The organism is Pseudomonas sp. Z2-11, from assembly GCF_054161305.1.
Genome location: NZ_CP096395.1, coordinates 2,733,131 through 2,759,240, shown reverse-complemented (window position 1 = coordinate 2,759,240; position 26,110 = coordinate 2,733,131). Strand labels below are relative to the sequence as shown.

The window sequence follows — 26,110 nt, the reverse complement described above, 5'->3', positions numbered from 1 at the left end:
CTCCACTCACTATTCGGAAATCACGAATAGTTAAACCAAAAACAGCGGCTTTATCCAGAAAACCGTTTTACGGAGACTGCTCGCGTCACTTCAACCCAAAGGAACAACCTCATGATCATTCGTCAACTTGGCCACCAAGGTCCACACGTCAGCGCCATCGGCCTGGGCTGCATGGGCATGTCGGATTTCTACACCACGGGCACCGACGAGCGCGAATCCATCGCCACGCTCCACCGCGCCGTCGAGCTGGGCGTGACCCTGTTCGACACGGCCGACATGTACGGGCCGCACACCAACGAAGAACTGCTCGGTCGTGCCTTGCGCGGCAAGCGCGAAGGCATTTACCTGGCGAGCAAGTTCGGCCTGGTGCGCAGCGATGATCCGCATGCCCGGGGCGTCAATGGTCACCCCGAATACGTCCGGCAGTCGATCGATGGCAGCCTCAAGCGCCTGGGTACTGATTACCTCGATCTCTACTATCAGCATCGCATCGACCCACAGGTACCCGTCGAAGAAACCATCGGCGCCATGGCCGAGCTGGTCAAGGCCGGCAAGGTCCGCCACATCGGGATTTCGGAGGCCAGCGCCGAGACCATCCAGCGGGCCCATGCCGTGCATCCGTTGGCAGCGGTGCAAAGCGAATACTCGCTGTGGTCCAGGGAGCCGGAACACAACGGCGTGCTCGACACCTGCCGACGCCTGGGGATCGCTTTTGTCGCCTACAGCCCCTTGGGCCGCGGCTTCCTGACGGGCGAGCTGAAGACCCCTGATGATTTTGCCGCAGACGACTACCGCCGCTTCAACCCGCGTTTCCTGGCCGACAATTTCCAGCGCAACCTGGCCTTGGTCGAACGGGTCAAGGCGTTGGCTGAGCAGAAGCAGATCAGCGCCTCGCAACTGGCCTTGGGCTGGGTCCTGGCCCAGGGCAGCAATGTGATTCCGATCCCGGGCACCAAGCAGCGCAAGTACCTGGAAAGCAACGTCGCTGCCACCAGCGTGTTCCTGAGCGCCGAGGAGCTGGCTCACCTGGATGCGATTTTCGGCGCCCAAGGCGCGGTGGCCGGCGAACGCTACAGCGCCGAGGTGATGACCTTGCTCGACGGCTGATCAGGCAGGGCTTTTTACCTGCAACGGCACCGGGGATATTCGTCCCCCGTGCCACCCCGGCACGTTTTCGATCCGATTCTTGACCTGCGGCGCCAAATCCCGCTGCGATATTCTGGCTTACTGCAAATCCTCTGCTATAGCTTAAGCCCTTCACTTCATGCATGTGAGGCAAGGGAATGTCAGTCGCCAAGAAGATGAGTGTGAGCCAGCTGACCATGCTGACCGCCGTCAACATGCTAGGGTCCGGCATCATATTGTTGCCGACCAAACTCGCCGAAGTCGGCGGCATCTCCATCCTGTCCTGGCTGATCACCGCCACGGGCTCGCTGGCACTGGCCTACGCGTTCGCCCGCTGCGGCATGCTCAGCCGCAAGACCGGCGGCATGGGCGGTTACGCCGAATATACCTTCGGCAAATCCGGCAACTACATCACCAACTACACCTACGGCCTTTCGCTGTTGATTGCCAACGTGGCGATCAGCATCACCGCGGTCGGTTATATCCAGACGTTGTTCGATATCAAGCTGGATTCCCTGCAAGTCGGCCTGGCGACCATCGCTTTGTTGTGGCTGACCACCTTCGCCAATTTCGGCGGCGCAGGCATCACCGGCAAGATCGGCGCCGTGACGGTGTGGGGAGTCATTGCCCCGGTGGTGCTGGTTTCCACCGTCGGTTGGTTCTGGTTCGACAGCAGCGTTTATGCCGCCGGCTGGAACCCTCACGACAAGACCTGGTACGAAGCGGCAGGCGCTTCGGTGGCGATCACGCTCTGGGCATTCCTCGGGCTCGAATCGGCCTGCGCCAACGGTGACGCGGTGGAAAATCCCGAGAAGAACGTGCCGATCGCGGTCCTCGGCGGGACCCTCGGCGCCGCGGTGATCTACATCGTTTCCACCAACGTCATCGCCGGTATCGTCGATAACGCCGAGCTGGTCTCCTCCACCGCGCCGTTCGGCCTGGTGTTCGCCAAGATGTTCACGCCGCTGGTGGGTGACATCGTCATGGGCCTGATGGTGCTGGCCTGCATCGGCTCGTTGCTTGGCTGGCAATTCACCGTGGCACAGGTCTTCAAGAGTTCGGCGGATACCGGCTATTTCCTGCCGATCTTCGCCAAGGCCAACAAGCATGGCGTGCCGATCATCAGCATGCTGATCCTGCTGGCGATGCAGACAACCATGGCGCTGCTGACCATCAGCCCGGACCTGGCCAAGCAGTTCGATACGCTGGTGAATCTCGCCGTGGTGACCAACCTGGTGCCCTACATTCTCTCCATGGCGACACTGGTGACCCTGCAAAAGGTTTCGAATGTCCCGGCGAACAAAGCCCTGGTCACCAATATCGTCGCGGGCATCGCCGCGGCCTACAGCTACCTGGCCCTCTACAGCTCGGGCGAACAAGCCTTGATGCTCGGCGGCGTCGCGGTGATCTTCGGCTATACGCTGTTCGGTTTCGTCAACACCCGCCTGATCCGCCTGGAGGCCATGAACAACAGCGTACCGACCCAGACCGTCGCGGCGCAGCACATCGTTGGCGAGCCCATTCCCGTCAACCACCTGAAGGCAGCTAATCTGGAGCCCTTGCCATGACGGAACATCGAAATCTGTTGGGGATGCTGGCCTTGCTGGTCTCCAATGCGCCCGACAAACGCAGCGTATTCGGCCGCGCGCTGATCCAACTGATCAGCGACGTGGAGGACCGCGCCGTCAGCGTGCTGACCTCCGAAACCCTGAGTGATGCCAAGTCGATCCTGAGTTCCGACCCGGCTATTCAATGTGTGTTGCTCAGCTGGGAAATCGACACCAGCGACGACCACCGCGAATGCATCGACCTGCTCACCGCGCTACGCGAGCGCAACACCCGCGTGCCGGTGTTCCTGATCAGCGATCGCAGCACGGCGTCCAACGTGCCGTTGATCGTCATGCAACATGCCGATGACTTCATCTGGTTGCCTGAAGACACCAGCCGTTTCCTCAGCGGGCGGATACTGGCGGCTATCGAGCGCTATCGCCAGGCGGTGCTGCCGCCGATGTTCGGCGCGCTGCTGAAGTTTGCCCGCAGCTACGAATATTCCTGGCACACACCGGGTCATGCGGGCGGCACGGCGTTCTTGAAAAGCACCGCAGGCCGGGCATTCTATGAATTTTTCGGGGAGAACCTGCTGCGTTCGGACCTGTCGATTTCCGTCGGCGAGCTGGGTTCCCTGCTCGACCACAGCGGCCCCATCGGACAGGGCGAGCGTTATGCCGCCAAAGTGTTCGGCGCGCACCGCACCTATTACGTCACCAACGGCTCATCGATGTCCAACCGCGTCATCCTGATGGCCAGTGTGACCCGTGACCAGATCGCATTGTGCGACCGAAACTGCCACAAATCCGCCGAGCATGCGATGACCCTCTCCGGGGCCATTCCGACCTACCTGGTGCCGACCCGCAACCGCTTCGGCATCATCGGCCCGATCCTGCCGCGGACCCTCAGCGCCGAGGGGGTGAAGGCCGCCATCGCGAGCAACCCGCTGGTCAAGAGTCACATCGACCCGACGCCGGTGCATGCGATCATCACCAACTCCACCTATGACGGCCTGACCTACAACGTCACTCGCGTCGAAGAGTTGTTGGGGCAAAGCGTCGACCGCCTGCATTTCGACGAAGCCTGGTATGGCTACGCGCGTTTTAATCCGCTGTACAAGGATCGCTTTGCGATGCATGGCAGCCCGGACGATCACGACCCGTCGAAACCGACCGTGTTCGCCACCCAGTCCACGCATAAGCTGTTGGCGGCGCTGTCCCAGGCCTCGATGATCCATGTGCGCAACGGCCGCAATCCAATCCCCCATGGGCGCTTCAACGAGTCGTACATGATGCACGCCTCGACTTCGCCGAACTACGCAATCATGGCCTCCTGCGACGTCAGCTCGGCGATGATGGAGGCGCCCAGCGGGCAGATCCTGACCAGCGAGGCGATCGAGGAAGCCATCGCTTTCCGTCAGGTCATCTCCCATATGCAGAACGAGATGCGCAGCCATGACGACTGGTTCTTTTCCTGCTGGCAGCCGCCGTCGGTGCAGGTCGACGGGTTGTCGATTGCGTTCCACGAAGTCGACCCGGCCAGGCTCAAGGTCGACCCAGGCTGCTGGGTCCTGCACCCCAATGAGGTCTGGCACGGCTTCGGTGACATTGAAGACGGCTACTGCATGCTCGACCCGATCAAGGTCTCGATCCTAAGCCCCGGGATGGGCGACGACGGCAACCTGCTGGACTTCGGTATTCCGGCCTGTGTGCTCAGTGCCTACCTGGGCACGCAAGGCATCGTGGTGGAAAAAACCACTGATTTCACCATCCTGTTCCTCTTTTCCATCGGCATCACCAAGGGCAAGTGGGGCACGCTGGTCAACGCGCTGCTCGACTTCAAGCGCGACTACGACGCCAACCTGGAACTGGAACTCTGCCTCCCCGACCTGTTGAGCGCCAACCAGCAACGTTATTCCGGCATGGGGCTCAAGGACCTCGCCGAGGAAATTTTCGCCGCCATGAAACAAACCAGGACCACTGCCGCCATGGCCCAGGCGTTCGGCACACTGCCTGAGGCGCACTTCAGCCCGGTGGAGGCGTACGAGAAACTGGTCAAGAACGAGATCGAGCAAGTCACCCTCGAAGAAGCGGCCGGACGCATCGCCGCGACGGGTATCGTGCCGTACCCACCAGGGATTCCCTTGCTGATGCCGGGAGAAAACGCAGGGCCTTCGGAAGGACCGGTGCTGACCTACCTCAAGGCGCTGGAAAGCTTTGACCGATCGTTCCCCGGGTTCACCCATGACACCCATGGAATTGAAAGCGAAGCGGGCACTTATCGATTGCTGGTGCTGAAACAGTAGCTCAAGCCGGGATGAGTCCGGCTTCCTGGTAGCTGAGGATCAGTTCGTCGAACAGGTTGATGTCGAGCCGCGTCCGGGCGATCAACTGGGCACCGGCGACAGCGGTGTAAATGGCCAGGGCGCGGCGTTCACACTTTTCCACGCTGCCCGTGCCGGCGGCTGCCAGCACCTCGGCCAGCCACGCCACGTTGGCGTCGGCGAAGGCCTTGACCTCGCGCTTCACCGGCTCAGGCAAGTCTTCGTGTTCGGCCGCCATGAAGCTGGACAGGCAGAGCCTATTGCCGTCTTCCAGTGACTTGCGAAAGATCGAGGGGTACAGCCGCAAGCAACCATGGGGGTCGGGGTTCTCCTCACGGATCGTCTTCAGAACGGCGGCCGCGTCCTGCCAGTAGCGTTCAGCTACCGCCGCGCCCAGGTCGGCCTTGCTGGGGAAGTGGTAGTAGATACTCGCGTTCTTGATCCCCACCGCTTCGGCAATGCTTCGAAAGTTGATTCCGCTGTAGCCATGGGTCTGCGCAGCGCTTTTAGCGGCTGCCAGGATGGCTTCCCGAGCGTTTTCGCTCACGTCCCGTTCCTCATTCTGAATGGCTGAAACCGGGCTGATTGTACCCGCAGCCAGTTTACCTGCCAAGTGACAGGTAGGGGTTGACAGTCCGAGAATTGTCGCCCAATCTTTTACCTACCAATTGACAGGCAGGTAACTTGATCATGACTCTTCCCCACTCCCACCACGACGCTTCCGAACTCCCAATGATGAAAATCCATGACTGGTTTGACGGCCCGTACCCGGCGCGAGTACGCATCGCCCTGGCAGAGAAAGGTCTACTCTCGAAAACCGAATTCGTCTCGGTCAATCTATGGACGGGCGAACACAAGAAGCCGGCGTTCCTCGCGATCAATTATTCGGGAACGCTGCCGGTATTGGAGCTGGAAGACGGCACGCTCATTGCCGAATGCACGGCAATCACGCAGTACCTGGACGCCTTGGTTGGCCCCCCTGCCCTGACCGGTGAAACGCCCTTGGAGAAAGGCCTGATCCAGATGATGACCAAGCGCGCCGAAATAGAATTCCTCGATGCGGTCAGCGTGTACTTCCACCATGCGACGCCGGGGCTAGGGCCGGAAGTCGAGTTGTACCAGAACGCTGAGTGGGGCATGCGCATGCGCGACAAGGCGGTCAGGGGCATGCGTTATTTCAATGACCTGCTGGGCCAACGCCCTTTTGTTGCAGGCGAGCGTTTTTCGATGGCAGACATCGCGGTATTGGGCGGCATGATCTTCGCCTCGCTGGTCAAGTTGCCAGTGCCCGAGGAATGCCAGGCGTTGCTGGCATGGCATTCGAAGATGCAGGCAAGACCCAGCGTCCAGCAGTGGCGAGCGATGGTCGAGCGCGGTGCAGCGCAACGTTGAAGTAAAAGCGCATCCGCCATTCGATGTAACGGCGGCGGATGCGCCTTGTCAGCCAGTCGCGGAACAGCTCGAGCGCCTCACGCCAACAGTTCGCTGATCCAGCGAATCTGCCGCGCGATCTCCTGCACCTTTTCCTGCGCCACGCCCTGCTGCGCCCGGGTGAGGTTAGCCAGGTTTTTTTGTTTGAAGCGCAGCATGCGCTCCCACTTGTCCAGGAATACCGGGCTGCGAGCCTGCATCTGCAGCGGGCCGAAGTAAAGTTCCTCGGCGCTGTACGTCACCGGCCCATCGCGCTCGGCGACGATGATTTCGTAGTAGAAGCGGTTCTCCCGCAGCATTTCCTCATGAAGGATGCGGTAGTCGTGGGCCATCAACCATTGGCGCAGTGGCTGCTCGCCGCCGTTGGGCTGCAGGATCAGCCGTTCCCGACCGCTCAGGCGGGACTTGCCGGCCTCGAGAATGTCGCGAATCGTCTCGCCCCCCATGCCGCACAGGCTGATCGCCGTTATACCGTCGCCGGGTTCGATCGCCCCCAGGCCGCTGGCCAGGCGCACGGCAACCGTTTGTTCAAGACCGCTTTCGCGCACCGTGCGTTCGGCCGAGCGGAACGGCGTTAACGCCACCTCCCCGGCCACCGCTGCGCTGATCACACCACGACGTAGCAATGCCACCGGCAAGTAGCCGTGATCGGAGCCGATATCGGCAAGCCGGGCACCCGCCGGCACATGCGCTGCCACGCGCTCCAGGCGCATGGATAATGTCTGTTCGTTCAAACTTCCAACCCTATTCTCGCCGGGCAGCCCCGGCGTCTGTAGCCACGGTCAGGCGCGACACTGTACCAGCGACGGAGGCAGTCAGGCTTGTGAACCCTCGCGCAGCCGCCCCGGCACGGCACGCAACTGAGGGATCGTTCTCATAACGGAGCCGCAGCCGTCGTCAGCCACGTGTTTGGGTCTATGCTTGTCTTGGGTTCGCTCAGGAACGGCGAACCGCCTATCAGGAGAACATGTGAAGCATTCGATGCCTGCCGCAGCGCTGCTATGTCTATTGCTCGGTTCAGGGGCCGCGGCTGAGCCATATCAGGTCGTGACCGAGGAATGGGCACCCTACAACTACGTCGAAAACAGTCAGCTCACCGGTATGACCACGGAAATCGTCCGAGCCATCATGGCCCAGACCGGGGACGACTTCGAAGTAGTGCTGCAGCCCAGCATGCGGGCCACGCAAATATTGCGGACCCGGCCCAAGACCATCATGTACTCGCTGTTCCGCACGCCGGAGCGCGAACCGTTGTACAAGTGGGTCGGGCCGATCGTCGAAGAATCCATCCACGCCTATCAATTGGCAGACGCGCCGCCGATCACTTCGCTGGAACAACTGCTGCGCGCCCCGCAAATCACCACCCGCCATGCCGGCCTGGTGCCCCAGATGCTGAAATCGCTGGGCTTCAACAACCTGGACAAGAGCGCCACCGAGAGCAAGCTGCTCTACCGCATGTTGCTGGCCGGGCGGACGAATATCATCGTCGGCGATACCGATGCGGGAGTGGCGTATTACAGCCGCCAGTTGAAAATACCCGCCGGAACATTGCGCAGGATTCCCATCGAACTCTACCGCTCCTCGCTGTACATCGCCTTCAGCGTCGACAGCGACGAGCAGGTGATTGCCAAGTGGGCCAGCGCGCTTGAGCAACTGCGCCGGTCCGGTGAACTGGCGCGCATCCAGCAACGCTACGAGCAACCTGCCGGACGCTGAAGCACATCGGCTTCACGACGCGCCGGCAACCCGCCTGACCCGGTGACAATCCCACGGTTCGAGTTTCCGGCCGCCCGATGAGCGAACCTCGATCGGCATCAGCGGCTGCCCCGACTCGTTGTCTACCAACAGCGACCTTGTTTCCTGCGGGGTGAACAGGAACCTTTCGCCCCACTGCCTCAAGCTGACCACCAGCGCAAAAGTCGCCTGGCCTTTTTCCGTCAGGACGTACTCCTTGTAGGCGCTCCCATCCGAGGCGGGCCGCACCTCGAACACGCCGACCTCGACCAGGGCCTTGAGTCGCGACGCCAGGATGTTCTTGGCCACCCCCAGGTTCTTCTGAAACTCGCTGAAGCGGCGAAGCCCATCGAAGGCGTCGCGGATGATCATCAGCGACCAGCGATCACCGATGACTTCCAGCGTGCGTGCCACGGGGCATTCGCGGTTATGCGACACATCGTTCTCAACCATCTTGTTTACCTTCGGACGGGGCTGCGGTACGCCGTTTACTCGTCGGTCAGTCTCGCCCAAGTGGTTGCAATTTAAAACCCAATCCCGCATAAATCGCAAACAGGTTTTAAATTGAAACCAGAATAGCCCACGGAGAGGAACATGAGCGCATTTACCCCCCTGGAACGAGGCTTGTCCAAAACGCTGACGTTATTGTTTTCGGTGACTTGCGCACTGGCCGTTGCCAATGTCTATTTTGCCCAGCCGTTACTCGCCTCCATCGCACAAAGCCTCGGCGTGACGCCCGGATCGATCGGCATGGTGGTGACGGCCACTCAGGCTGGATACGCGCTGGGGTTGCTGTTCATCGTGCCGTTGGGCGACAAGGTCGACAGCCGGCGGCTGATGCTGACGCTCGTGACCTTGTCGGTGCTGGCGCTGGCGGCCGTCGGTGCCTCCCGGCACTGGCTGGTCCTGCTGGCAGCCATGAGCCTGACGGGCTTGATGGCGGTGGTCGTGCAGGTACTGGTCGCCTACGCCGCGCTGCTGTCTCCACCGGCCCAACGCGGGCAGGCCGTGGGAGCCCTGACCAGCGCGATTGTGCTGGGCATTCTCATGGCTCGGTTCACTTCAGGGCTGATCGCCGACCTGGCGGGCTGGCGTGCGGTTTATTTCGTTTCGTCAGGACTGATGCTGACGATCGCGGCAGTGTTATGGAAAATAGCTCCACCCGCCAAACCGCTACGTAACCAGCATACCTACCCAACGCTCATTCGATCGCTGTTCGAACTGTTCCTGACTGAACCGGTCCTGCGCAGCAGAGGCCTGTTCGCCCTGCTGATCTTCGCGGCTTTTTCCGTGCTATGGACCGCCATGGTATTGCCCCTCAGTGCCGCGCCGATGTCGCTTTCACACAGCGCTATCGGCCTGTTCGGCCTGGCCGGCGTTGCCGGGGCGCTCGCCGCCAGGAGGGCCGGCCGTTGGGCTGACCGAGGCTGGGGGCAACGGGTGACCGGCCTTTCCCTGGGGCTGCTGGTGCTCTCCTGGTTGCCCATCGCCTTTGCTGAGTCGTCATTGATCGCGCTAGTCGTGGGGGTGATCCTGCTCGATTTCGCCGTGCAGGCGGTGCATGTCACCAATCAGAGTTTTCTTTTCGCCGCGCGACCCGACGCCCAGAGCCGCATGGTTGGCGCGTACATGTGTTGCTACTCGGTCGGCAGCGCGCTGGGGGCGGCAGCTGCCACTCAGGTGTATGCGTTTTGGGGCTGGCAGGCGGTGAGTTTACTGGGCGCCTCGATCAGCCTCGCGGGGCTGGTTGCATGGTATTTCTCGGCGCGGAGCTAGGCCTTTTCGACCCCTGGCAAAAACTATCGATAACGGCGCCTTCGCCAATATATTGGCGACAGAAACGGCAGTTTTAAAAACATTCGAAAAAGCGACAATATTCCGACAAATGGCACTGGCGTGCCATTGCTGAAGGTTCGATGAAGCGCTCATCATCCGCCTCATCGGCCCTGCCTGTTCAACTGAACAGGGGCAGGCGCAGAGGTAGTCAATCGCATCGCCCAGCGGAGCAATACAAGGATGATGACCGTATATTTTGTCGTTATGACGATTTGCAGTGGCTTCGAGGGCTGCGTTGAAGAACGCAGACCGGGGCCGACCTACGCTTCAAGGCAGATCTGCCTGGAGACGACCCGGGAGATGACGCCGCGCAAGGGCGTGAAGTTCAAGTGCCGCAGCGAGCGTTCCAACGTGATTTTCACCGAGGCGCCGCATCCGGAAAGTTACGAGAGTCTCGTCTCGACCAAAGTCCAGGGACAGCCTTGACCTCGAACCTGTTCCCGCGCCAATCGGGTTTTCCCTGGCCCAGCCGTTTGACGCCTCGTTTCAGCAGGCGCCCTGCCCCAGCAACCATTCGCTGAACGCCCGTACCGCTGGCTGCCGCTCCCGTCCCGGTACGCACACCAGGGTATAGCGCGCACCCGCCAGGCGAACCTCCGGCCGATAAGGCACTAACTGCCCACGGGCCACGGCCTCTGCAACCAGGACCTGGCTGGCGAGCACCAGACCGTGTCCGACGATTGCTGCCTGCAGCGCGTGTTGCTCTTCGTCATAGCCTCGCATGCGGGCATTATCCAGCCAGACCGAAGTGCCGGCCCGGGCGCACCAGGCCGGCCAATCGACCGCGACATCGGAGCTGCTCAGCCACGGCACGTCGATCAACTCGACGGGAGCCCCCGTTGCGGGAGGCTGCCAGCCGGGGTGGCAGTAGACGGCAAAATATTCATCCAGCAATGGCTGCTCGAACAGTTGCGGATCCGAGGTGAACACAGCGCGAATCGCCAGGTCGATGCTGGCGTCACGCTGCAGGTCGACGAGGTCATTGCTGCTGTGCAGTCGGACGCTGATGTCCGGGTGCGCTCGATAAAAATCACCGAGCCGCGGGATCAGCCACAGGCTGGCGAAGGCCGGCGTCGTGCTCACCACCAGTGATTGCGCGACACAAGGCGGCGCCAACGTCTGCAAGCCGTGCTGGATCTCCGCCAAGGCCCGGTGGATATGCGGATAAAGCCGCTCGCCATCGGGGCTCAGGCGCACATTTTGACTGGAGCGTTCGAACAACCGCACACCCAGAAACGCTTCAAGGCTCTTGACCTGATGGGAGATCGCCGCGGCGCTGATACTCAGCTCTTGGGCCGCCGCCTTGAAGCTGCCCAGCCGTGCGGCGGACTCGAAGCCGCGCAAGGCGGTCAGGGGCTGTCTGGCAAACATGGCGGCAAGCATTACTCAGGTTGAGCGAGGCTCAATTTAGCTCAATTGTGCGCCGTCGCTCAACTCGCCAGGCTGTGGTCCTGCCCCGTTTCCAGGAGACCACCGATGCAAGGCGCACCTCGAAAAATTCTTCAAGCCATCCTCTACGAAGCCGGCGGCGTGATGTTCGTGGCCCCCGCACTGGCGCTGATCTACCAGCAAGGCATGGGTTATTCGACCCTGCTGTCGTTGCTGATTTCTTTCGTCGCGCTGGCCTGGAACATGCTGTTCAATGGTTTGTTCGAAGCCTGGGAGCGGCGCCAGGACAATCGCCAGCGCAACTGGCGGCGGCGCCTGTGGCATTCGCTGGGATTCGAAGGCGGCCTGACGCTGATCCTCACGCCAGTGATTGCCGCGTGGCTGGGTATCAGCCTGTGGCAGGCTTTGGCGACAAACCTGGGGCTCTTCGTGTTTTTCTTTTTCTACGCCCTGGTTTTTCAGTGGGGATTCGACCGGGTGTTTGATGTTCCGCTTTCGGCGCAGCCCGACCAGGCCTCGACCTGCAAGGCCAACGCCACCTGAAACAGCCCGCCTAGAGTCGAAAACGCTGCTGCATGGCCTGGCCAAGCAGGTCTACCGCTTCATTGCCGCGTGACGCCTGGGAGCGCATGAACACCACTGCATGGTCGGCGATCACCGGCAGGCCATCGAGAATCCGCATGTGCTCGGTCACGCGGGCACGGTCGATCAGGCTGATCGCCAGGCCGGCTTCGACACAGGCCTTGACGGCCTGGTTGGACGGGCTTTCCAGAACTACGCGCAGCCGGTAACCGCTCTCCCTGAGCGCCTGCATCATGGCTTGCCGATAAGGGCACTGCGCTGCATGCACAGCCAACGCGAGCGGCTGCGCCGGGCTGGCCGTCGCGTGAACCGCGCCGACCCAGACCGGCGTAGTGGTAGTCAACACCTCGGTTTCCTCCCTTGGCTGATCCATCGGCTGAGCGAGCACGGCCGCTTGCAGTTTCCCGCGCTGCACCTGCTCACGCAGGGCATAACTGGGGGCCGTCCTGAGCTCGAGGATCACGTTAGGCCAGGCTGCCGTGAATGTCGGCAGGATGTCGCGGATGACGTGGTCGGCGTACTCGTCCGGCACGCCTAACGTGATGCGACCCGCCAGCCGCGTGCCGTGCAGGTCGGCCAGCACCCGATCGTGGGTGGTGAGCAACTCGGTGGTGGAAAGCAGCAAGCGTTTGCCCAGCGCGGTCAGGGATACCGCCTGATTGTCGCGGTTCAGCAAACGGCCGCCAGCGACCGCTTCCAATCGCTGGATATGCACGCTCACCGCCGCCGGGCTTTTGTGCAGCTGCTCGGCTGCGGCGCTGAATTTGCCGATGCGCGCGACGGCGTGAAAGGTCCGTATCAGCTCGATATCCAATATGGCGGGCATTATTCATCTTTCCTGAACGACTGCTGCAAGATATTTTGATTTATTAGATTAGGCTGCTTTCGTAGCCTGTGACCATGAACCTGCCCAAATCGATCACTTGCCCATTGCCGTCCAGCGTTTATTGGCTGATCCCCTTGCCTTTGCTGGAGGCCGCCCTGCTTCTGGCCTGGAGCTCCGGGTTTGTCGGTGCGCGATTCTCCATTGATTACGCGCCGCCACTGCTGGTGGTGTTCTGGCGCTGCCTGGTAGTCACACTGGTGCTGTTTCCTTTTGTCGCCGGGCAGTTGCGGCGTGCCTCGCGGGTCACTTTGTTGAAAAACGCCGGCATCGGCCTGCTCGCGATGGCTGGGTACCTGGCTGGCATCACCCAGGGCATCGCCTTGGGCGTGCCGGCCGGGCTGGCGGCGTTGTTCGCCGATCTGTTGCCGATAGGCCTGGCGTTGCTGGCCGCCGGTGCACTGGGCCAGCGCTTGGCGCCGCGAGTCTGGACCGGATTGATCGTCGGCCTGATCGGCGTTGCGCTTGGCACCCACGGCGCACTGGCTTGGGGCCACGCGTCACTGTGGGCGTACGGGCTGCCATTGCTGGGAATGTTTTCGCTGGCTATCGCGACCCTCTGGCAAAAGCGGCTGCCTGCCTCGCAATCGCTCGGCCTGCTGCCCAACCTCTGGCTGCAATGTGGTGTCTCTGGCTTGGCATTCGCCATGATCGAGGGCACGCAAGGCAGCCTGGCGCCGATACCGAGTACCGGGTTCGCGCTGAGTGTGCTGTGGACGGCAGGTTTGTCGACAATCGGCGGTTACGGGCTCTATTGGCTGTGTCTGCGCCGGGCGTCCACCACCCGCGTCGCCAGCGTCCTGTACCTGAGCCCACCGATCACGATGCTGTGGGCCTGGGCGATGTTCGACGAGCCGCTTTCATGGCAGATGGCACTGGGGATGGCGGTGTCCGCCATCGGGATCTGGCTGGTGGTGCGTGAAGAAGCCCGGCAGACGCGGCGGACTGAAAATCGGCAGGAGTCATCGCGAGTGCACTGAGTCAGGCGGATAAGTCAATTTGAGCCCGGTCACAGTGCTACAGTCGCGCACCCATTACGAGGGACCGCCATGCGCATCGTGGGAATTGCTTTAACCATCGCACTGCTGACAGGGTGCGCGACGGCCAACGAAACCTTTGGCACCGGGCAGCTTTGCGGTATTCATCCTTATTGCGGTGTGTCTGTCGACCTCCAGGTGCTCAAGGCGACGACCGAAGATAACGCGACCATCGCGCGCGCACTGGCGCCGTTCGCAGTCATCGATCTACCCCTCAGCTTCGTCGCCGATACGCTGATCCTGCCCTATACCATTTTTCATATGAGACCGGCTGAGGAATAAATTCACTGTCCTGGGTGTTGAACACACAGGCCCTTTCGCGAGCAGGCTCGCTCCCACACTGGAATGGGCCAGACGTTGGATGTGTATGCGCCGCAGGACGCATGTGGGAGCGAGCCTGCTCGCGAAGGCGGAGTGTCAGGCGATGAAGATGTTGGATGGACTGGCCTCTTCGCGAGCAGGCTCGCTCCCACACTGGAATGGGCCAGGCGTTGGAGGTGTATGCGCCACAGGATCCATGTGGGAGCGAGCCTGCTCGCGAAGGCGGAGCGTCAGGCGATGAGGATATTGGATGTGCTGGCGAAGGAACAAGCGCCAGCGCCGCACGCTAGACCTCCAGCACCAAAGGCTCGCTGCCCTGGGCCGGTACGGCGCAGCAGATCAGCACCTCGCCGGGGGCCACGGGCTCGGCCGGCTGGGTCAGGTAATGCACCTGGCCCTGGGTCATGCGGGTCTTGCAGGTGCCGCAGGATCCACCGCGGCAACTGAACTCCGGATTCAGACCCCGCGCCTCGGCCAATTCCAGCAGCGTCCCGCTTTCCGGTTCCCAGCGGGCCTCCTTGGCCGAACCGGCGAACAGCACCTTTACCGCTTCGGTGGCCGCCGGCACTTGCTCGGCCGCCGGTACGCTGATTTCGATGTCGCGCACCAGCGTGGACGGACCGAAGGTTTCGGCGTGAATGCGGTCATCGGGAATGCGCAGCTTGCGCAAGCCGTCGTACAGCGCCTGGGTAAAGCTGCCCGGCCCGCACAGGTAGTAATCGTAATCATCGAGGGGCAACAGTTGCTTGAGCAGCGTCACTTCGATTCTGCCGGCCACGTCGTAGCCTTGCCCGACCGTCCCGTCGGTGGGCGGCTGGCTGACCATGCGCAGCACTCGCAATTTGTCACCGGCACGGGCCACCAGTTCATCGATCTCCTCGCGAAAGGCCAGGTCGGCCACGTGGCGAGCGCTTTGCACCAGCCAGACCGGGCGCATCCGGCTGATGCGTTTCCCCTGGTAGACCACTTCGCGCAGCATCGACAACAGCGGTGTGATACCGACGCCCGCCGCCAGCAGTACCAAGGGCCGGCGCTCAGTCGGATTCACTGTGAAATGGCCCTGAGGCGCCCGGGCGTCGATCTGGTGGGACGCCTGGATCTGCTCATGCAGGTGCGAAGATACCGCGCCGTCACGCTTGACGCTGATGCGCAGAAAATCGTCCGACGGTGCGCTGGATACGCTATAGGTCCGGATCGACGGCACTTGCTGTCCTTCCAGCGTTATCCGTACGGGTAGATGCTGCCCGGCTTCGAACCGGGGTAAACCGACGCCGTCGTTGGTTTGCAGGTAGAAGGACCGAATGTCGTGACTTTCGTCCACCACCCGGGTGACCTGCAGCGCCCGCCATTGGCTGCGCAGGGCCTCGGCCTGCAAGCGCTCGGCGGTCTGCTCCCAGCTGCCTGTCATCAATGAATTGGGCGAGTCACCCTCGTCCTGGTCCTTCCAGCGCAACGGCAGCGCCGTCGGACGATGGACAATGCGCTGCGGAGTAAACCGCAACAGCCGCTCGGCGCCCTGGAACGCGGCGATCTGCGGATCGTCCAGCAACACTTGCGCCGAACCGCTCATCTGCAGCAAATCGCCCGTTTGGAAATCAACGAAGACCAGGCCCGCACGCGGGTTCAGCAGGATATTGCCCAGCGTATTGAAGAACAGGTTGCCAGAGAAATCCGGAATGGTCAGCGTGCCGTCCTCGTCCATGCGCACAAAACCTGACTTGCCGCCGCGATGGGACGCATCGACTTGCCGCTCGCCGTCGCGTACCACGTAGGTGGCGATGTAGAACGAATCGGCCGCGGTGACCAGCCGCCGGACCAACGGGTCGGCCGCCTCCAGTTGGCGCGATTCGGCGGGCTGCTCATCGACGAAACGGTACTGGCGCAGGTTGATGTAGCGTGGGCAGTTGCCATAGGCCTGGCTCACCGAGATCTCCAGCCCGCGCTCAAGCCGACGCCGGACGACACCGTTCATGCGGTTGCGGCGACGGGTATGCAACTCGATGCCGAGCATGCCGATGGCATCGCCCTCGCCCATACCTTGCTCGGCCGGGTCTTCGGGCTCAGGGTCGAAATGGATGTGCAGCGTTTCCGGGTCCGGTGAATTCATGAAGCCGGGCTGCCCGGTGCGCAGGGTCGCCCAGACATCACCCTGGCGATCCACCGCGCCCAGCACCACGAAAGGCAACTGAGCGTAAAACTCGCGGTGCTGATCCGGCATCCAGCTACGCGCCAGTTGCCGCTCGCCGACACCCGCCATCATTTCTACTGCCCCGACGGTGCGCTGCAAGGCCAACTCGCCTTCATGCCAGGGCGAAGGGGCTACTTTCGAGGCTTCGTTCATCGATCACTCCTTGCGCCTGCGGCATTGCTGCCTGGGCCAGTGCGCTACGGTCAGGGTTCGCCCGTCGCCCCCCTTTGACTGGGTGTGTGGGCGGGTGGAGTCATCTTCTGCCCAATGCGCTGGCGCAGGAATACGCACGGATTGAAATCCATTGTTTCATCAAATGAAATGACCGTTGACCCTCGGCATTATTTTCGACGGCCCTTGTCTGCCTGACAGAGCGCCCATAGATTAGAGTCCATGTCCCCGACCTGAGCCATAGCGCAAATGTGCTATGGCTTCGCTTCAGGATCAGCGCATTCAAACGATAAGGTACGTCCCATGAGCCAAGCGTCTTACGTCCCGCCCAAAGTCTGGAAGCACGAAGCCCCCTCGGGAGGCCATTTCGCCAGCATCAACCGCCCTGTCGCCGGGCCGACCCATGAAAAAACCCTGCCGATCGGCGAGCATCCGTTGCAGCTCTATTCGCTGGCAACGCCCAATGGCGTGAAAGTGACCATCCTGCTTGAGGAGCTACTGGCGCTCGGGCACACCGGCGCGGAATACGACGCCTGGCTGATTCGCATCGGCGAAGGCGACCAGTTCTCCAGCGGTTTCGTCGAGGTCAATCCGAATTCCAAGATCCCGGCCCTGCTGGACCGCAGCGTCGAACCTGCGATCCGGGTGTTCGAGTCCGGTTCGATCCTGCTGTACCTGGCGGAAAAATTCGCTGCGCTGCTGCCGAGCGACCCGGCCGGGCGCACCGAAACCTTGAACTGGCTGTTCTGGCAGATGGGCTCGGCGCCTTACCTGGGTGGCGGCTTCGGACATTTCTACGCCTACGCGCCGGAGAAACTGGAATACCCGATCAATCGCTTCACCATGGAAGCCAAGCGCCAACTGGATGTGCTGGATCGTCGCCTGGCTGAAAACCGTTACCTGGCAGGCGACCAGTACACCATTGCCGATATCGCGGTCTGGCCCTGGTATGGCCAGTTGGTGCGGAACAACGTGTACTCGGCGGCCGAGTTCCTGGCGGCCCACGAATACACCCACGTGCAGCGTTGGGCGGAGGAAATCGCCAAGCGTCCCGCCGTGGTGCGCGGACAGCGTGTCAACCGGACCTGGGGCGACGAAACGAGCCAGGTGCCGGAGCGGCATAGCGCGCAAGACCTGGACTGACTGACACCCCCTCGTGGCGAGGGAGCTTGCTCCCGCTCGGCTGCGCAGCAGTCGTCAGCCGGTCAATGCGATATGCCTGAATGACTGCGTTGGCTGGGTTGGGTCTGCTGCGCAGACCAGCGGGAGCGAGCTCCCTCGCCACAAGAGCTTTCGCCAGCGCGTTAGCTTCCGGGCCCGATCAGCATGCTCTCGATCTGCACGCCGGGCATCATCGTCTGCAACCCCTCTATCAGCCTGTCGCCCGCTTCGGTCAGCGCTTCGAGCGGCATCGCCGGCAGGCTTTCGAGGATGAACCACATCTGCCGCGCCTCCGCGTCCAAGCGGGTCCTGACGCCCTGGCGCCAGTTCCAGCGGCGGCACGTCACGCCCTGGTCGTCGCGCCAGACCACTTCGCCGACGTCGGGATATTCAAGGGCAGGCGCGCCCTCTTTCATCGTATCGAACGGTTCGCCACCCTCGGCAATCACCAGTCGCGGCGAGCCTGTGTACGCCTCGATATTTTCCCCGCCCACCGGGATCGCATATTCGAGACTGATGGCGTTGTAGAGGTCAACGACCGGATCAAGGCTCGGCAAACCGCCGTCGCGCAGCACCCGCTTGCGCAACGCTTCGGCTGAACATGGCGTGCGTTGCGGCTTGGCACCGAACAGTCGGAACGTTTGGGCCCACTCCTGCAAATGGGCCTCCGCCCAGGCCGGCCCGCCCGCCAGCACCGATTGACAGGCCCGCTCCAGCGCCGCGCGGGCGACGTCGGGATCGGTGAGCGGCGCAGCCTGTGCGACGATACTCAGGGCCCTGAACCCCGGAGCCAGCTCGGCAACGGCTTGGTCGATCAACGGCTGTACCGATAGCATCAGCATTCTCCAGCAATTCAAAATCGGTTTTCATGCTAGTCACCGCCGGCCGCCAAAGTCAATATATCGACTTTTTAGTCAGCAAACTGCGATGAGCCGATTGACGCCGTCCCCGCCAAACGCCGAGAATCCCTGGCACATTTATTCGCGATCCTTGGTGATGCCCCTGAACAGCCCTCTATCGACCGTCCCTGGCGCGGACGCCCACGCGGTGAGCCTGGCCGTTGCGCGCACGCTCAAGCAGGCGCGCAAGGCTCAGAAAATCACGCTGGACGAACTGTCCCGGCGCTCGGGCGTGAGCAAAGGGATGGTAGTGGAAATCGAGAAATGCACGGCCAACCCGAGCATCGGCATTCTGTGCAAGATCGCCGCGGCGCTGGGCCTTTCGGTGGCCGACATTGTCAACGTGGCGGAAGCTCCCTCGGCCCATGTCATCGACAGCCAGGACATTCCCACGCTCTGGACCGGAGAGTTGGGAGGCAGCGCGCGCCTGCTGGCCGGTACGCCAGGCCCGAACATGATCGAGCTGTGGCGCTGGGAAATGTTTCCCGGCGAAACCTTCGCCTCGGCCGGACACCCTCAAGGCACGCTTGAGCTGTTCCATGTAGAAAAAGGCACACTGAAATGTGTGGTGGGAAAAACGGAACTGGTCGTCCCCGCCGGTAGCTCGGCGGTCGCGAAGACCGACGTGGCACACACGTATTCCAACGCCGGCAAGTCGAAGCTGATCTTCACCATGTCGGTTGCCGAAATACATCAATAGGCAGGCCGCGGGCCCATCCCCCATGAGGATGGGCCCGCTCGCCATTCAGTCGTAGAACGGCTCGACCAAGGTCCGGCTGCCGACGAAAAAGCTGTCCGCAACCAGGCGCAGCGGTTGCAGGTCCATGTCACTGGCCTTGTTACCGATCAACTGCTGGAAATGCCGGTACACCGCCGCGTACTCGCCCTCCTCCGACACCGACTGGCGCACGCCGTCGATGCTCAACAACGCACCACCGTTGTCCAGTCGCAAAACGCCTTCGGCGCAGCGAATCTCGATGCTCCAGAGCTCATCATGACCATGGTCGAAATCGAATTCGGCGCGGATATCGAGATGGCGGGCATCCGACATCCTGATGCTCGCGGCGATCGGTGACTGGCAATTGTCTGGAACGCGCAGCTCGGCCGACTCGACGAACAGCGACAGCGGCAGCAGATGGGTGACGATCGACAGGGCATTGATGCCCGGATCAAAGACCCCGAGGCCGCCCGGTTGCCAGATCCACGCCTGGCCGGGGTGCCATTTGCGCACGTCTTCCTTCCAGTCGATCCGGACGCTTTGCAGCGTGCGGCTGGCGAGCCAGTCCCGGGCAACCTCGATGCCCGGGGCGTAACGCGAATGCCAGGCGAACAGGCCGCTGACGCCTTGCTCGCTCGCCTGCTCCACCAGCGCCATCGCTTCGCCCAGGGTGGCACAGGGCGGTTTCTCCACCAGCACATGCTTGCCGGCCGCCAGCGCCTGCCGGACCAGACCGAATCGCCCTTGTGGCGGCGTGCAAAAGGCAATTGCATCGACGTGCGGGCCGTTTTCCAGCAACTCGTCCAAGGACTGGAAATTCTCCACACCGGCGCAGGGCTTGCCTTGCGTGGCGACCGCTACCAGTTCGAACGCGGGGTTGGCCTGGATGGCGGGAACGTGTTGATCCTGGGCGATCTTGCCGTAGCCCACCAGGCCGAGACGAATCGGTTGCATCGATGACTCCTGACTTTTGTACTTATGATGGGCCAGCAAACTAGACGTAAATCGTCTGGCGGACAATGGGTCGAATCCCCTTGCCTTGCGTTATTGCTGCTCCACCGCCCTCACGACTTTGGAGATTCGCTCGAAAAAGGGGCCGAGTCGCTCTTGCGGCGCGTCCTGCTCCACCACCAGCGTGGTCACCTCTTCACAAGAAGCCACTTGATAATGAGCGACGCTGGACAGCTTCTGGTTGGTCACCGCCACCACCACCTGACCGCTGGCCGCGACCACCGCGCGCTTGAACTCGGCGTCGTCCAGGCCAAACGCGGTGACGCCATTGTCCGGGTCGATGGCGCAGGCCCCGACAAAGCATAAGTCGAAATTGAACTGGCGCAATTGCTGGACGGCGGCCAGACCGATCGCCCCGCCCGCGACGCGGTTCATGCGACCGCCGAGCAGGATGACCTCGGCGCGGGGCAGCTTCATCAGTTCCACCGCGATCAGCGGGGAGTTGGTGCTGAGCGTCAATTGCAGCCCCGGGTCGATGGCACGGGCAATGGCCAGGTTGGTCGAGCCGGCATCCAGGAACACATGCTGGCCTGCGCTAAGCAGCGCGGCTGCCGCCTGGCCAAGATTATCCTTGCGCGCTGGATCCTGGTGGATCCGCACATCGATCGGCGCTTCGGCGGCCGGCAGGCGAATCGCGCCGCCATAGACGCGCTTGCACAAGCCCGCCGCCGCCAATGTGCCCAGGTCTCGGCGTATCGAATGTTCAGAGACGTTGAATTCAATCGCCAGATCAGCCGCGATGACCCGGCCATACAGGGCAAGCCGCTCGCTGATCAAGCGTTGGCGTTCGCCGGGAAACACTTCGTGGGTAGCACTCATGACAGCTGAACCTGCATAAACGAGCATGAATATACACAACCGAGCACAATATGCCGCGTCTCCCTCGGGTCGTCAAACCCTCGACGTTGCCCAAGGGCAAGGCTGCCTTTCGTCACTCTCTGCCGCCAGGTCTCTGAACAGTCTTTTCTTCATGCAGGTCAACACAAGGTCGGTAGCGTCAATTGGTCAACGAGCGACTCCTCGGGTCGCCGAGGATGGAACTATGAACAGAATCATTATCGCGGTCCTGCTGGGCGCTGCGCTCTTATCAGGCGTCAACGGGGCCCAGGCGGCGGAAACGAAGAAGGTCGACGTGCTGCTGGTAGGCGGCGGCATCATGAGTTCGACGCTGGGCATCTGGCTCAACGAGCTTGAGCCTGGCTGGTCGATGGAAATGGTCGAGCGCCTGGACGCGGTGGCCGAAGAAAGCTCCAACGGCTGGAACAACGCCGGCACCGGGCATTCGGCACTGGCGGAGCTCAATTACACGCCGATGGATGACCAGGGCAACGTGAACATTTCCAAGGCCATCGAGATCAACGAAGCCTTCCAGATCACCCGCCAGTTCCTGGCCTGGCAGGTGCGCAACAACGTGTTGAAGAATCCGCCTTCATTCATCAATTCCACCCCGCACATGAGTTTTGTCTGGGGTGACGACAACATCAAATTCCTTAGAAAACGCTACGAGGCGTTGCAAGCGAGCCCGTTATTCCGGCCGATGCAGTATTCAGAGGACCCGGAGCAGATCAGGAAGTGGGTACCCTTGATGATGGAGGGCCGCGATCCGAACCAGAAGCTCGCGGCCACCTGGACGCCGATCGGCACCGATGTGAATTTTGGCGAAATCACCCGCCAGTACGTCAGCTACTTGCAGAGCAGGCCCAACTTCAGCCTGAAGCTTTCCAGCGAGGTGCGCGACATCACCCGCAACGACGACGGTACCTGGCGCGTGGAATACAAGAACCTCAAGGACGGCGAAACGACCACCACCGATGCCAGGTTCGTATTCATTGGCGCCGGCGGCGGTGCACTGCATCTGCTACAGGAATCGGGCATCCCGGAGGCAGACGACTACGCCGGGTTCCCGGTCGGCGGCTCGTTCCTGGTCGCCGAGAACCCTGGCATTGCCGAGCGACACATGGCCAAGGCGTACGGCATCGCTTCCACCGGCGCGCCACCGATGTCGGTGCCGCACCTGGACACCCGCGTACTGGATGGCAAGCGCGTCATCCTCTTTGGTCCGTTTGCGACCTTCTCCACCAAATTCCTGAAGGAAGGCTCGTACTTCGACCTTTTCACCAGCATGACCCCGCACAATATCTGGCCGATGACCAAAGTAGGCATCGAACAATACCCGCTGGTTGAATACCTGGCCGGCCAGCTCATGCTTTCCGATGATGATCGGTTCAAGGCCCTGCAGGAATATTTCCCCCAGGCCAGGAAGGAAGACTGGCGCCTCTGGCAAGCCGGCCAGCGCGTGCAGGTCATCAAGCGCGATGAAGAAAAAGGTGGCGTGCTCAAGCTGGGCACCGAGGTGGTGGCCTCCCAGGACGGCAGCATTGCCGGCCTGCTTGGCGCGTCCCCTGGTGCCTCGACGGCGGCGCCAATCATGCTTGAAGTGATGCAGCGGGTCTTCAAGGACAAGGTGGCCTCGCCGGCCTGGCAGGAAAAACTGCACCAGATCGTTCCCAGCTATGGCACACGGCTAAACGATGATCCTGATCGTGTCTACGAGGCATGGAAATACACCAGCGATGTGCTAAAACTGGCGCCGCCCCCGGATATCCGTGGAAACGCCGAGTCAAACGCCCCGACTAACAGCGACCCGGTAGGCCAGAAGCACAGCGATTCCGACCCGGACCTGGCGTTGTGAATGCTCCGACTGATGAGGACGTGAAACGTGGACAAGGAAGCCATCAGGATTCGTACCCTGCAAGTCGCCGATGCCGAGTCATTGCTGGCGTTTGAAGTGGATAATCGCGAGTGGTTCGAGCAGCACATCGATGCGCGCGCCTCGGCGTTTTATTCGTTGCGGGGAGTCAGGGAGCAAATTGGCGATTACCTGTCCGGCTTCGCCGCCGGGACCTGGCACCCGTTTGTCATAGAGGACGCCGGCGGAATGATCATCGGACGAGCGAACCTCAAGGACATCGACACCAGCGAGCGAACCGCGCAAGTCGGCTATCGAATCGCCCAACAGGCTTGTGGCAAGGGACTGGCGACGCTGGCAGTGAAGCACTTGATCGAGCAGGCCCGGTCACACTGGCGACTCGAACGGTTGCTCGCCGAAGTCTATCTACAAAATGCCGGCTCGGTGAAAGTGCTCGATCGTTGTGGTTTTGTGGTGGAGCCTACCCAGGCAGAGGCCAACGGGCAGCATCATTGGTATTCGCTTTTAATCCAGCCCCGGTAGTTCTGGACGTCCGATGAGCGACTTTCTCATCGAGCCACAAACGGATAATGCTCGATACGGCAAGGGTAGTCGTTGCCGTCGCCCTTGCAGATCCCATCCAGATAGCGGTACTTGATCCGGATCGCCTGGCCTTTCCCGGGCCATTTGCGGCGTGGCAGCGTGGCCTGGTAGTCGGCGGTTTCCGGAATGAAGCTGATCACCGCGCCCTCTTCCGGGCATTCCACGCCGGGCGAGGCCGGGCGCGCCTTCAGGACTTGGGCCTGGAGCTTCGGCGTGGGCCGTTTCACCACTTCGGTGACGTGCAGCTGGATATCGCAGATCTGCCACGTCGCGGCCTGCGCCGGTGCGCAAAAGGCTGCAAGCGCCAGGGCGAATGGCGCGGAGTACGCTGGGAGCATGGTCATTTCAGTCCTTTTTTCTGCGGCGGATTTGCGGCCGCCATCCTCTCACACCAAGGTATGTGAGGTCCCTGGACAAAAAAAAGCCCCGCGACCGAAGACGGTGCGGGGCAAGGGAATTGGTTGGTTGCGGCCAACCAAAGGAGCACGGAGAAAAGCGTTTACGGGCCGGTCAGATGCATTCCTGTGCGGCGCGCTCGAAACTCGAAGGCAGGAGATTGGACGCCAGCAGGTGGCGCTCGTAGACAAACACCTTGCCGCCACTGCCGGCCTTGTAGGCTTCCAGCACGTTGTCCGCCGAAATCTTGCTCGGCACGACGATGCGGTAGCTGCGCTGGCTCTGCGAGACCATCGGGTGCAAAGCGCTGCCTTGCAACTTCGGCACGACGCATTCAGCGTATTCGGCCGGGGTCTTGCTGGTCTGCAAGGTCAGGGTCGGATCGTTCGGTGCCGAGGCACATCCCGCCAATAACAGCGGGGAAAACGCCAGGGACAGTAGAAATAAAGGGCGCATGGATCGGTCCTGAAAATAAAAACGTTGGGCTGTGTCTCGATGGCGCTGATTTTCCAATGATTGCCCGCAAAGCAGAACTTGCATTTGCTAATGGTCACTATTACTCATAGCAATAGTTGCAAGCCGGAATGATGAGGAACGGATGAGAACGTTTGACTTGATTCGCGACGCGGTACTGCCCGACTTCCGTGAGCGGGTGGCTGAGTACCTGGTCCAGTACGAAAGCGTGCTGTTGAGCAATGCCGACATCGCCCCCCAGCTCAAGCGCGACACGGCCAATCAACTGCGCGGTTATCTGCGGGGGTTGAACACTACCCGGGTGTTGGGCATGGCGGACTGGGAGGAACTGGATCGGCGGGTGATGAGTACCTGGCTATCCGACTGATTGGCGAAATCCCCTAGGCGTACAGCCGAATTCGCGGCGAAACACCGTGTGCAGGTACTGCGCCGACTTGAAGCCGCAATCGCGGGCGATATCGGCAATCGCCAGCTCGGTGTTCTCCAACCCGCTGGCCGCCGCCGCCAGCTTGAAGCGCAGGATCTCGTCGTGAACGCTGCAACCACGCTCCTTGCGAAAATGCGACTCCAGGGATGAACGCGACACGCCGACATACGCCGCCACTTGCGCGGTCTTGATGCCCTGGCAGGCGTATTGGCGAATGAACAACAAAGCCTGCATGACGTAAGGATTGCCCAGTGGCTGGTGCAGGCTCGACGCTTGCACGTTGATCGCCTCGGGCGGGATCAACACCTGGGTGCCGGTGGCAGGCATGCCGTGCAGCATCTGGTGAAGCAGGCGCGCGGCGGTCCGGCCCATGGTTTCGGTGCCCTGCACCACCGAACTGAGCGGCACCCGGGTCAGGCTGCGGGTCAGCGGGTCGTTGTCGATGCCGATCAACGCGACTTGCTCCGGCACGGCGATCCCGGCTGTCAGGCAAGCTTGCAACAACTGCCGGGCCCGCGCGTCGCTGACCGCGATGATGCCGATGGGTTTGGGCAGGCTCTGCAGCCAGGCGATCTGCTGCTCGACCGCGCTGTCCCAAAGCGGCGCGCTGGTGCCCATGCCCCGGTACACCTGCGCCGGTAGGCCATCGCGCTGCATCAACTGGCGAAAGGCCTTTTCCCGTTCCTGGGCCCAGCGATTGGCCTGGGCTTCGGGCAGGCTGAAACAGGCGAATTGCGTCAACCCGGCTTCGATCAGATGCGCGTAGGCCAACTTGATCAGCGCGTGATTATCCGTAGCGACATATGGAATGCCCTTCGGATAGGCGCGCTCGTCCTGATACGAGCCCCCCACCGCCACCACGGGCAGCTTGATCCCGGCCAGCGCCTCGCCGATCAGCGGGTCATCGAAGTCGGCGATGATCCCATCGCCCTGCCAGCGCTCGATCCCTTTCAACCGGCAGTGAAAATCTTCCTCGAGAAACAGGTCCCAGGACGCGCGCGTGCTGCTCAGGTAGTTGCCGATGCCGCTGATGATGCCGCGGTCGTAGATCTTGCTGCCGTTGAACAGCAGGGCGATGCGGTGAACGGGCGGGACGATTTTCATTGTTTTTATCCTGGGCCGATGGACACAGACTAGGCGCGCGAACGGCGAATCTCAATACTC

The 26,110-nt window shown here is 61.8% G+C and carries 27 protein-coding genes; 15 read left to right on the top strand and 12 right to left on the bottom strand.

From position 1 onward, the window contains the following. Window positions 1–111 precede the first annotated feature (111 nt). From M1E16_RS12295 to M1E16_RS12285, 3 genes are all read left to right on the top strand, one after another. Window positions 112–1,107 (top strand): aldo/keto reductase, encoded by a 996-nt coding sequence (locus M1E16_RS12295; RefSeq protein WP_458130069.1) that lies wholly within the window; start codon window positions 112–114, stop codon window positions 1,105–1,107. Between the two features lie 176 nt (window positions 1,108–1,283). Further along, on the top strand, window positions 1,284–2,693 hold the full coding sequence (gene potE, locus M1E16_RS12290) for a putrescine-ornithine antiporter (RefSeq protein WP_434700433.1): 1,410 nt from the start codon (window positions 1,284–1,286) through the stop codon (window positions 2,691–2,693). Beyond that, complete coding sequence (locus M1E16_RS12285) at window positions 2,690–4,978, top strand: Orn/Lys/Arg family decarboxylase (protein ID WP_434568655.1); 2,289 nt, start codon at window positions 2,690–2,692, stop codon at window positions 4,976–4,978. Before potE ends, M1E16_RS12285 begins: the two co-directional genes overlap by 4 nt. Window position 4,979: 1 nt before the next feature. On the opposite strand, the gene M1E16_RS12280 is transcribed toward M1E16_RS12285, so the two are convergent. Next, window positions 4,980–5,543 carry a TetR/AcrR family transcriptional regulator gene (locus M1E16_RS12280; RefSeq protein ID WP_434651902.1) on the bottom strand — a complete coding sequence of 188 codons (564 nt, stop codon included), beginning with the start codon at window positions 5,541–5,543 and terminating at the stop codon, window positions 4,980–4,982. Window positions 5,544–5,731: 188 nt separating this feature from the next. Between M1E16_RS12280 and M1E16_RS12275 the strand changes: the two genes are divergently transcribed. Further along, window positions 5,732–6,388, top strand: a complete 657-nt coding sequence (locus tag M1E16_RS12275) for a glutathione S-transferase (protein WP_458130321.1) — start codon at window positions 5,732–5,734, stop codon at window positions 6,386–6,388. A gap of 77 nt (window positions 6,389–6,465) precedes the next feature. On the opposite strand, the gene M1E16_RS12270 is transcribed toward M1E16_RS12275, so the two are convergent. Then, on the bottom strand, window positions 6,466–7,161 hold the full coding sequence (locus tag M1E16_RS12270; protein ID WP_458130068.1) for a tRNA (adenine(22)-N(1))-methyltransferase: 696 nt from the start codon (window positions 7,159–7,161) through the stop codon (window positions 6,466–6,468). A gap of 247 nt (window positions 7,162–7,408) precedes the next feature. Here M1E16_RS12270 and M1E16_RS12265 point away from each other — a divergent pair, with 247 nt between their 5' ends. Next, window positions 7,409–8,143, top strand: a complete 735-nt coding sequence (locus M1E16_RS12265) for a substrate-binding periplasmic protein (RefSeq protein WP_434658183.1) — start codon at window positions 7,409–7,411, stop codon at window positions 8,141–8,143. A 12-nt stretch (window positions 8,144–8,155) separates the two neighbouring features. Here the strand turns inward: M1E16_RS12265 and M1E16_RS12260 are convergent, their stop codons facing one another. Next, entirely contained in the window at window positions 8,156–8,614 is a 459-nt protein-coding gene (locus M1E16_RS12260) for a winged helix-turn-helix transcriptional regulator (protein ID WP_434651906.1), read from the bottom strand. A gap of 141 nt (window positions 8,615–8,755) precedes the next feature. Here M1E16_RS12260 and M1E16_RS12255 point away from each other — a divergent pair, with 141 nt between their 5' ends. Beyond that, window positions 8,756–9,937, top strand: a complete 1,182-nt coding sequence (locus tag M1E16_RS12255) for an MFS transporter (protein WP_458130067.1) — start codon at window positions 8,756–8,758, stop codon at window positions 9,935–9,937. 240 nt (window positions 9,938–10,177) lie between these two features. Further along, entirely contained in the window at window positions 10,178–10,423 is a 246-nt protein-coding gene (locus tag M1E16_RS12250) for a hypothetical protein (RefSeq protein WP_434651910.1), read from the top strand. Between the two features lie 60 nt (window positions 10,424–10,483). Here M1E16_RS12250 and M1E16_RS12245 read toward each other — a convergent pair whose 3' ends face one another. Beyond that, complete coding sequence (locus M1E16_RS12245) at window positions 10,484–11,368, bottom strand: LysR substrate-binding domain-containing protein (RefSeq protein WP_458130066.1); 885 nt, start codon at window positions 11,366–11,368, stop codon at window positions 10,484–10,486. Between the two features lie 105 nt (window positions 11,369–11,473). On the opposite strand from M1E16_RS12245, the gene M1E16_RS12240 reads away from it, so the two are divergent. Beyond that, window positions 11,474–11,929 carry a PACE efflux transporter gene (locus M1E16_RS12240; RefSeq protein WP_458130065.1) on the top strand — a complete coding sequence of 152 codons (456 nt, stop codon included), beginning with the start codon at window positions 11,474–11,476 and terminating at the stop codon, window positions 11,927–11,929. Between the two features lie 10 nt (window positions 11,930–11,939). On the opposite strand, the gene M1E16_RS12235 is transcribed toward M1E16_RS12240, so the two are convergent. Next, entirely contained in the window at window positions 11,940–12,794 is an 855-nt protein-coding gene (locus M1E16_RS12235; protein WP_458130064.1) for a LysR family transcriptional regulator, read from the bottom strand. 74 nt (window positions 12,795–12,868) lie between these two features. Here M1E16_RS12235 and M1E16_RS12230 point away from each other — a divergent pair, with 74 nt between their 5' ends. Both M1E16_RS12230 and M1E16_RS12225 read left to right on the top strand, forming a co-directional pair. After that, window positions 12,869–13,831 carry a DMT family transporter gene (locus tag M1E16_RS12230; protein WP_458130063.1) on the top strand — a complete coding sequence of 321 codons (963 nt, stop codon included), beginning with the start codon at window positions 12,869–12,871 and terminating at the stop codon, window positions 13,829–13,831. Between the two features lie 69 nt (window positions 13,832–13,900). Continuing rightward, window positions 13,901–14,170, top strand: a complete 270-nt coding sequence (locus tag M1E16_RS12225) for a YceK/YidQ family lipoprotein (protein ID WP_434568665.1) — start codon at window positions 13,901–13,903, stop codon at window positions 14,168–14,170. 325 nt (window positions 14,171–14,495) lie between these two features. Here the strand turns inward: M1E16_RS12225 and M1E16_RS12220 are convergent, their stop codons facing one another. Next, complete coding sequence (locus M1E16_RS12220) at window positions 14,496–16,550, bottom strand: 2Fe-2S iron-sulfur cluster-binding protein (RefSeq protein ID WP_458130062.1); 2,055 nt, start codon at window positions 16,548–16,550, stop codon at window positions 14,496–14,498. Window positions 16,551–16,871: 321 nt separating this feature from the next. On the opposite strand from M1E16_RS12220, the gene yghU reads away from it, so the two are divergent. Continuing rightward, window positions 16,872–17,711 (top strand): glutathione-dependent disulfide-bond oxidoreductase, encoded by an 840-nt coding sequence (gene yghU / locus M1E16_RS12215; protein WP_458130061.1) that lies wholly within the window; start codon window positions 16,872–16,874, stop codon window positions 17,709–17,711. Between the two features lie 161 nt (window positions 17,712–17,872). On the opposite strand, the gene M1E16_RS12210 is transcribed toward yghU, so the two are convergent. Next, a complete protein-coding gene (locus M1E16_RS12210; protein ID WP_458130060.1) occupies window positions 17,873–18,565 on the bottom strand; it encodes a B3/B4 domain-containing protein in 693 nt (230 codons plus the stop codon). Between the two features lie 160 nt (window positions 18,566–18,725). Here M1E16_RS12210 and M1E16_RS12205 point away from each other — a divergent pair, with 160 nt between their 5' ends. Next, complete coding sequence (locus tag M1E16_RS12205; protein ID WP_458130059.1) at window positions 18,726–19,328, top strand: XRE family transcriptional regulator; 603 nt, start codon at window positions 18,726–18,728, stop codon at window positions 19,326–19,328. A gap of 45 nt (window positions 19,329–19,373) precedes the next feature. Here M1E16_RS12205 and M1E16_RS12200 read toward each other — a convergent pair whose 3' ends face one another. Together M1E16_RS12200 and M1E16_RS12195 are read right to left on the bottom strand one after the other, a co-directional pair. Further along, window positions 19,374–20,300 carry a Gfo/Idh/MocA family protein gene (locus tag M1E16_RS12200; protein ID WP_458130058.1) on the bottom strand — a complete coding sequence of 309 codons (927 nt, stop codon included), beginning with the start codon at window positions 20,298–20,300 and terminating at the stop codon, window positions 19,374–19,376. 90 nt (window positions 20,301–20,390) lie between these two features. Then, window positions 20,391–21,176, bottom strand: a complete 786-nt coding sequence (locus M1E16_RS12195) for a DeoR/GlpR family DNA-binding transcription regulator (protein ID WP_434568671.1) — start codon at window positions 21,174–21,176, stop codon at window positions 20,391–20,393. Between the two features lie 223 nt (window positions 21,177–21,399). Here M1E16_RS12195 and mqo point away from each other — a divergent pair, with 223 nt between their 5' ends. Together mqo and M1E16_RS12185 are read left to right on the top strand one after the other, a co-directional pair. After that, window positions 21,400–23,049, top strand: a complete 1,650-nt coding sequence (mqo, locus tag M1E16_RS12190) for a malate dehydrogenase (quinone) (RefSeq protein ID WP_458130057.1) — start codon at window positions 21,400–21,402, stop codon at window positions 23,047–23,049. Window positions 23,050–23,076: 27 nt separating this feature from the next. Further along, window positions 23,077–23,589, top strand: coding sequence for a GNAT family N-acetyltransferase (locus tag M1E16_RS12185; RefSeq protein WP_458130056.1), 513 nt, complete (start codon window positions 23,077–23,079; stop codon window positions 23,587–23,589). Between the two features lie 26 nt (window positions 23,590–23,615). Here M1E16_RS12185 and M1E16_RS12180 read toward each other — a convergent pair whose 3' ends face one another. Both M1E16_RS12180 and M1E16_RS12175 read right to left on the bottom strand, forming a co-directional pair. Then, window positions 23,616–23,993 (bottom strand): hypothetical protein, encoded by a 378-nt coding sequence (locus M1E16_RS12180; protein WP_458130055.1) that lies wholly within the window; start codon window positions 23,991–23,993, stop codon window positions 23,616–23,618. A 166-nt stretch (window positions 23,994–24,159) separates the two neighbouring features. Further along, the gene (locus M1E16_RS12175; RefSeq protein ID WP_434604648.1) at window positions 24,160–24,501 is read right to left on the bottom strand and encodes a YajG family lipoprotein; all 342 of its coding nucleotides are present in this window, start codon (window positions 24,499–24,501) and stop codon (window positions 24,160–24,162) included. Between the two features lie 142 nt (window positions 24,502–24,643). On the opposite strand from M1E16_RS12175, the gene M1E16_RS12170 reads away from it, so the two are divergent. Then, window positions 24,644–24,886, top strand: a complete 243-nt coding sequence (locus tag M1E16_RS12170) for a hypothetical protein (protein ID WP_434651935.1) — start codon at window positions 24,644–24,646, stop codon at window positions 24,884–24,886. Here the strand turns inward: M1E16_RS12170 and M1E16_RS12165 are convergent. Next, a complete protein-coding gene (locus M1E16_RS12165) occupies window positions 24,875–26,050 on the bottom strand; it encodes a XylR family transcriptional regulator (protein ID WP_434651937.1) in 1,176 nt (391 codons plus the stop codon). The two genes, M1E16_RS12170 and M1E16_RS12165, sit on opposite strands and share 12 nt — an antisense overlap. Window positions 26,051–26,110: the final 60 nt, after the last annotated feature.

Excerpts from the sequence above, each read along its gene's own strand:
- M1E16_RS12195 (WP_434568671.1), bottom strand. The coding sequence starts at position 21,176 with ATGAGTGCTACCCACGAAGTGTTTCCCGGCGAACGCCAACGCTTGATC.
- M1E16_RS12255 (WP_458130067.1), top strand. The coding sequence starts at position 8,756 with ATGAGCGCATTTACCCCCCTGGAACGAGGCTTGTCCAAAACGCTGACG.
- M1E16_RS12240 (WP_458130065.1), top strand. The coding sequence starts at position 11,474 with ATGCAAGGCGCACCTCGAAAAATTCTTCAAGCCATCCTCTACGAAGCC.
- M1E16_RS12225 (WP_434568665.1), top strand. The coding sequence starts at position 13,901 with ATGCGCATCGTGGGAATTGCTTTAACCATCGCACTGCTGACAGGGTGC.
- M1E16_RS12245 (WP_458130066.1), bottom strand. The coding sequence starts at position 11,368 with ATGTTTGCCAGACAGCCCCTGACCGCCTTGCGCGGCTTCGAGTCCGCC.
- M1E16_RS12165 (WP_434651937.1), bottom strand. The coding sequence starts at position 26,050 with ATGAAAATCGTCCCGCCCGTTCACCGCATCGCCCTGCTGTTCAACGGC.
- yghU (WP_458130061.1), top strand. The coding sequence starts at position 16,872 with ATGAGCCAAGCGTCTTACGTCCCGCCCAAAGTCTGGAAGCACGAAGCC.
- M1E16_RS12275 (WP_458130321.1), top strand. The coding sequence starts at position 5,732 with ATGAAAATCCATGACTGGTTTGACGGCCCGTACCCGGCGCGAGTACGC.
- M1E16_RS12235 (WP_458130064.1), bottom strand. The coding sequence starts at position 12,794 with ATGCCCGCCATATTGGATATCGAGCTGATACGGACCTTTCACGCCGTC.
- M1E16_RS12265 (WP_434658183.1), top strand. The coding sequence starts at position 7,409 with ATGCCTGCCGCAGCGCTGCTATGTCTATTGCTCGGTTCAGGGGCCGCG.
- mqo (WP_458130057.1), top strand. The coding sequence starts at position 21,400 with ATGAACAGAATCATTATCGCGGTCCTGCTGGGCGCTGCGCTCTTATCA.
- M1E16_RS12220 (WP_458130062.1), bottom strand. The coding sequence starts at position 16,550 with ATGAACGAAGCCTCGAAAGTAGCCCCTTCGCCCTGGCATGAAGGCGAG.
- M1E16_RS12295 (WP_458130069.1), top strand. The coding sequence starts at position 112 with ATGATCATTCGTCAACTTGGCCACCAAGGTCCACACGTCAGCGCCATC.
- M1E16_RS12230 (WP_458130063.1), top strand. The coding sequence starts at position 12,869 with ATGAACCTGCCCAAATCGATCACTTGCCCATTGCCGTCCAGCGTTTAT.
- M1E16_RS12260 (WP_434651906.1), bottom strand. The coding sequence starts at position 8,614 with ATGGTTGAGAACGATGTGTCGCATAACCGCGAATGCCCCGTGGCACGC.
- M1E16_RS12205 (WP_458130059.1), top strand. The coding sequence starts at position 18,726 with ATGCCCCTGAACAGCCCTCTATCGACCGTCCCTGGCGCGGACGCCCAC.
- M1E16_RS12180 (WP_458130055.1), bottom strand. The coding sequence starts at position 23,993 with ATGACCATGCTCCCAGCGTACTCCGCGCCATTCGCCCTGGCGCTTGCA.
- M1E16_RS12170 (WP_434651935.1), top strand. The coding sequence starts at position 24,644 with ATGAGAACGTTTGACTTGATTCGCGACGCGGTACTGCCCGACTTCCGT.
- M1E16_RS12285 (WP_434568655.1), top strand. The coding sequence starts at position 2,690 with ATGACGGAACATCGAAATCTGTTGGGGATGCTGGCCTTGCTGGTCTCC.
- potE (WP_434700433.1), top strand. The coding sequence starts at position 1,284 with ATGTCAGTCGCCAAGAAGATGAGTGTGAGCCAGCTGACCATGCTGACC.
- M1E16_RS12175 (WP_434604648.1), bottom strand. The coding sequence starts at position 24,501 with ATGCGCCCTTTATTTCTACTGTCCCTGGCGTTTTCCCCGCTGTTATTG.
- M1E16_RS12200 (WP_458130058.1), bottom strand. The coding sequence starts at position 20,300 with ATGCAACCGATTCGTCTCGGCCTGGTGGGCTACGGCAAGATCGCCCAG.
- M1E16_RS12210 (WP_458130060.1), bottom strand. The coding sequence starts at position 18,565 with ATGCTATCGGTACAGCCGTTGATCGACCAAGCCGTTGCCGAGCTGGCT.
- M1E16_RS12250 (WP_434651910.1), top strand. The coding sequence starts at position 10,178 with ATGATGACCGTATATTTTGTCGTTATGACGATTTGCAGTGGCTTCGAG.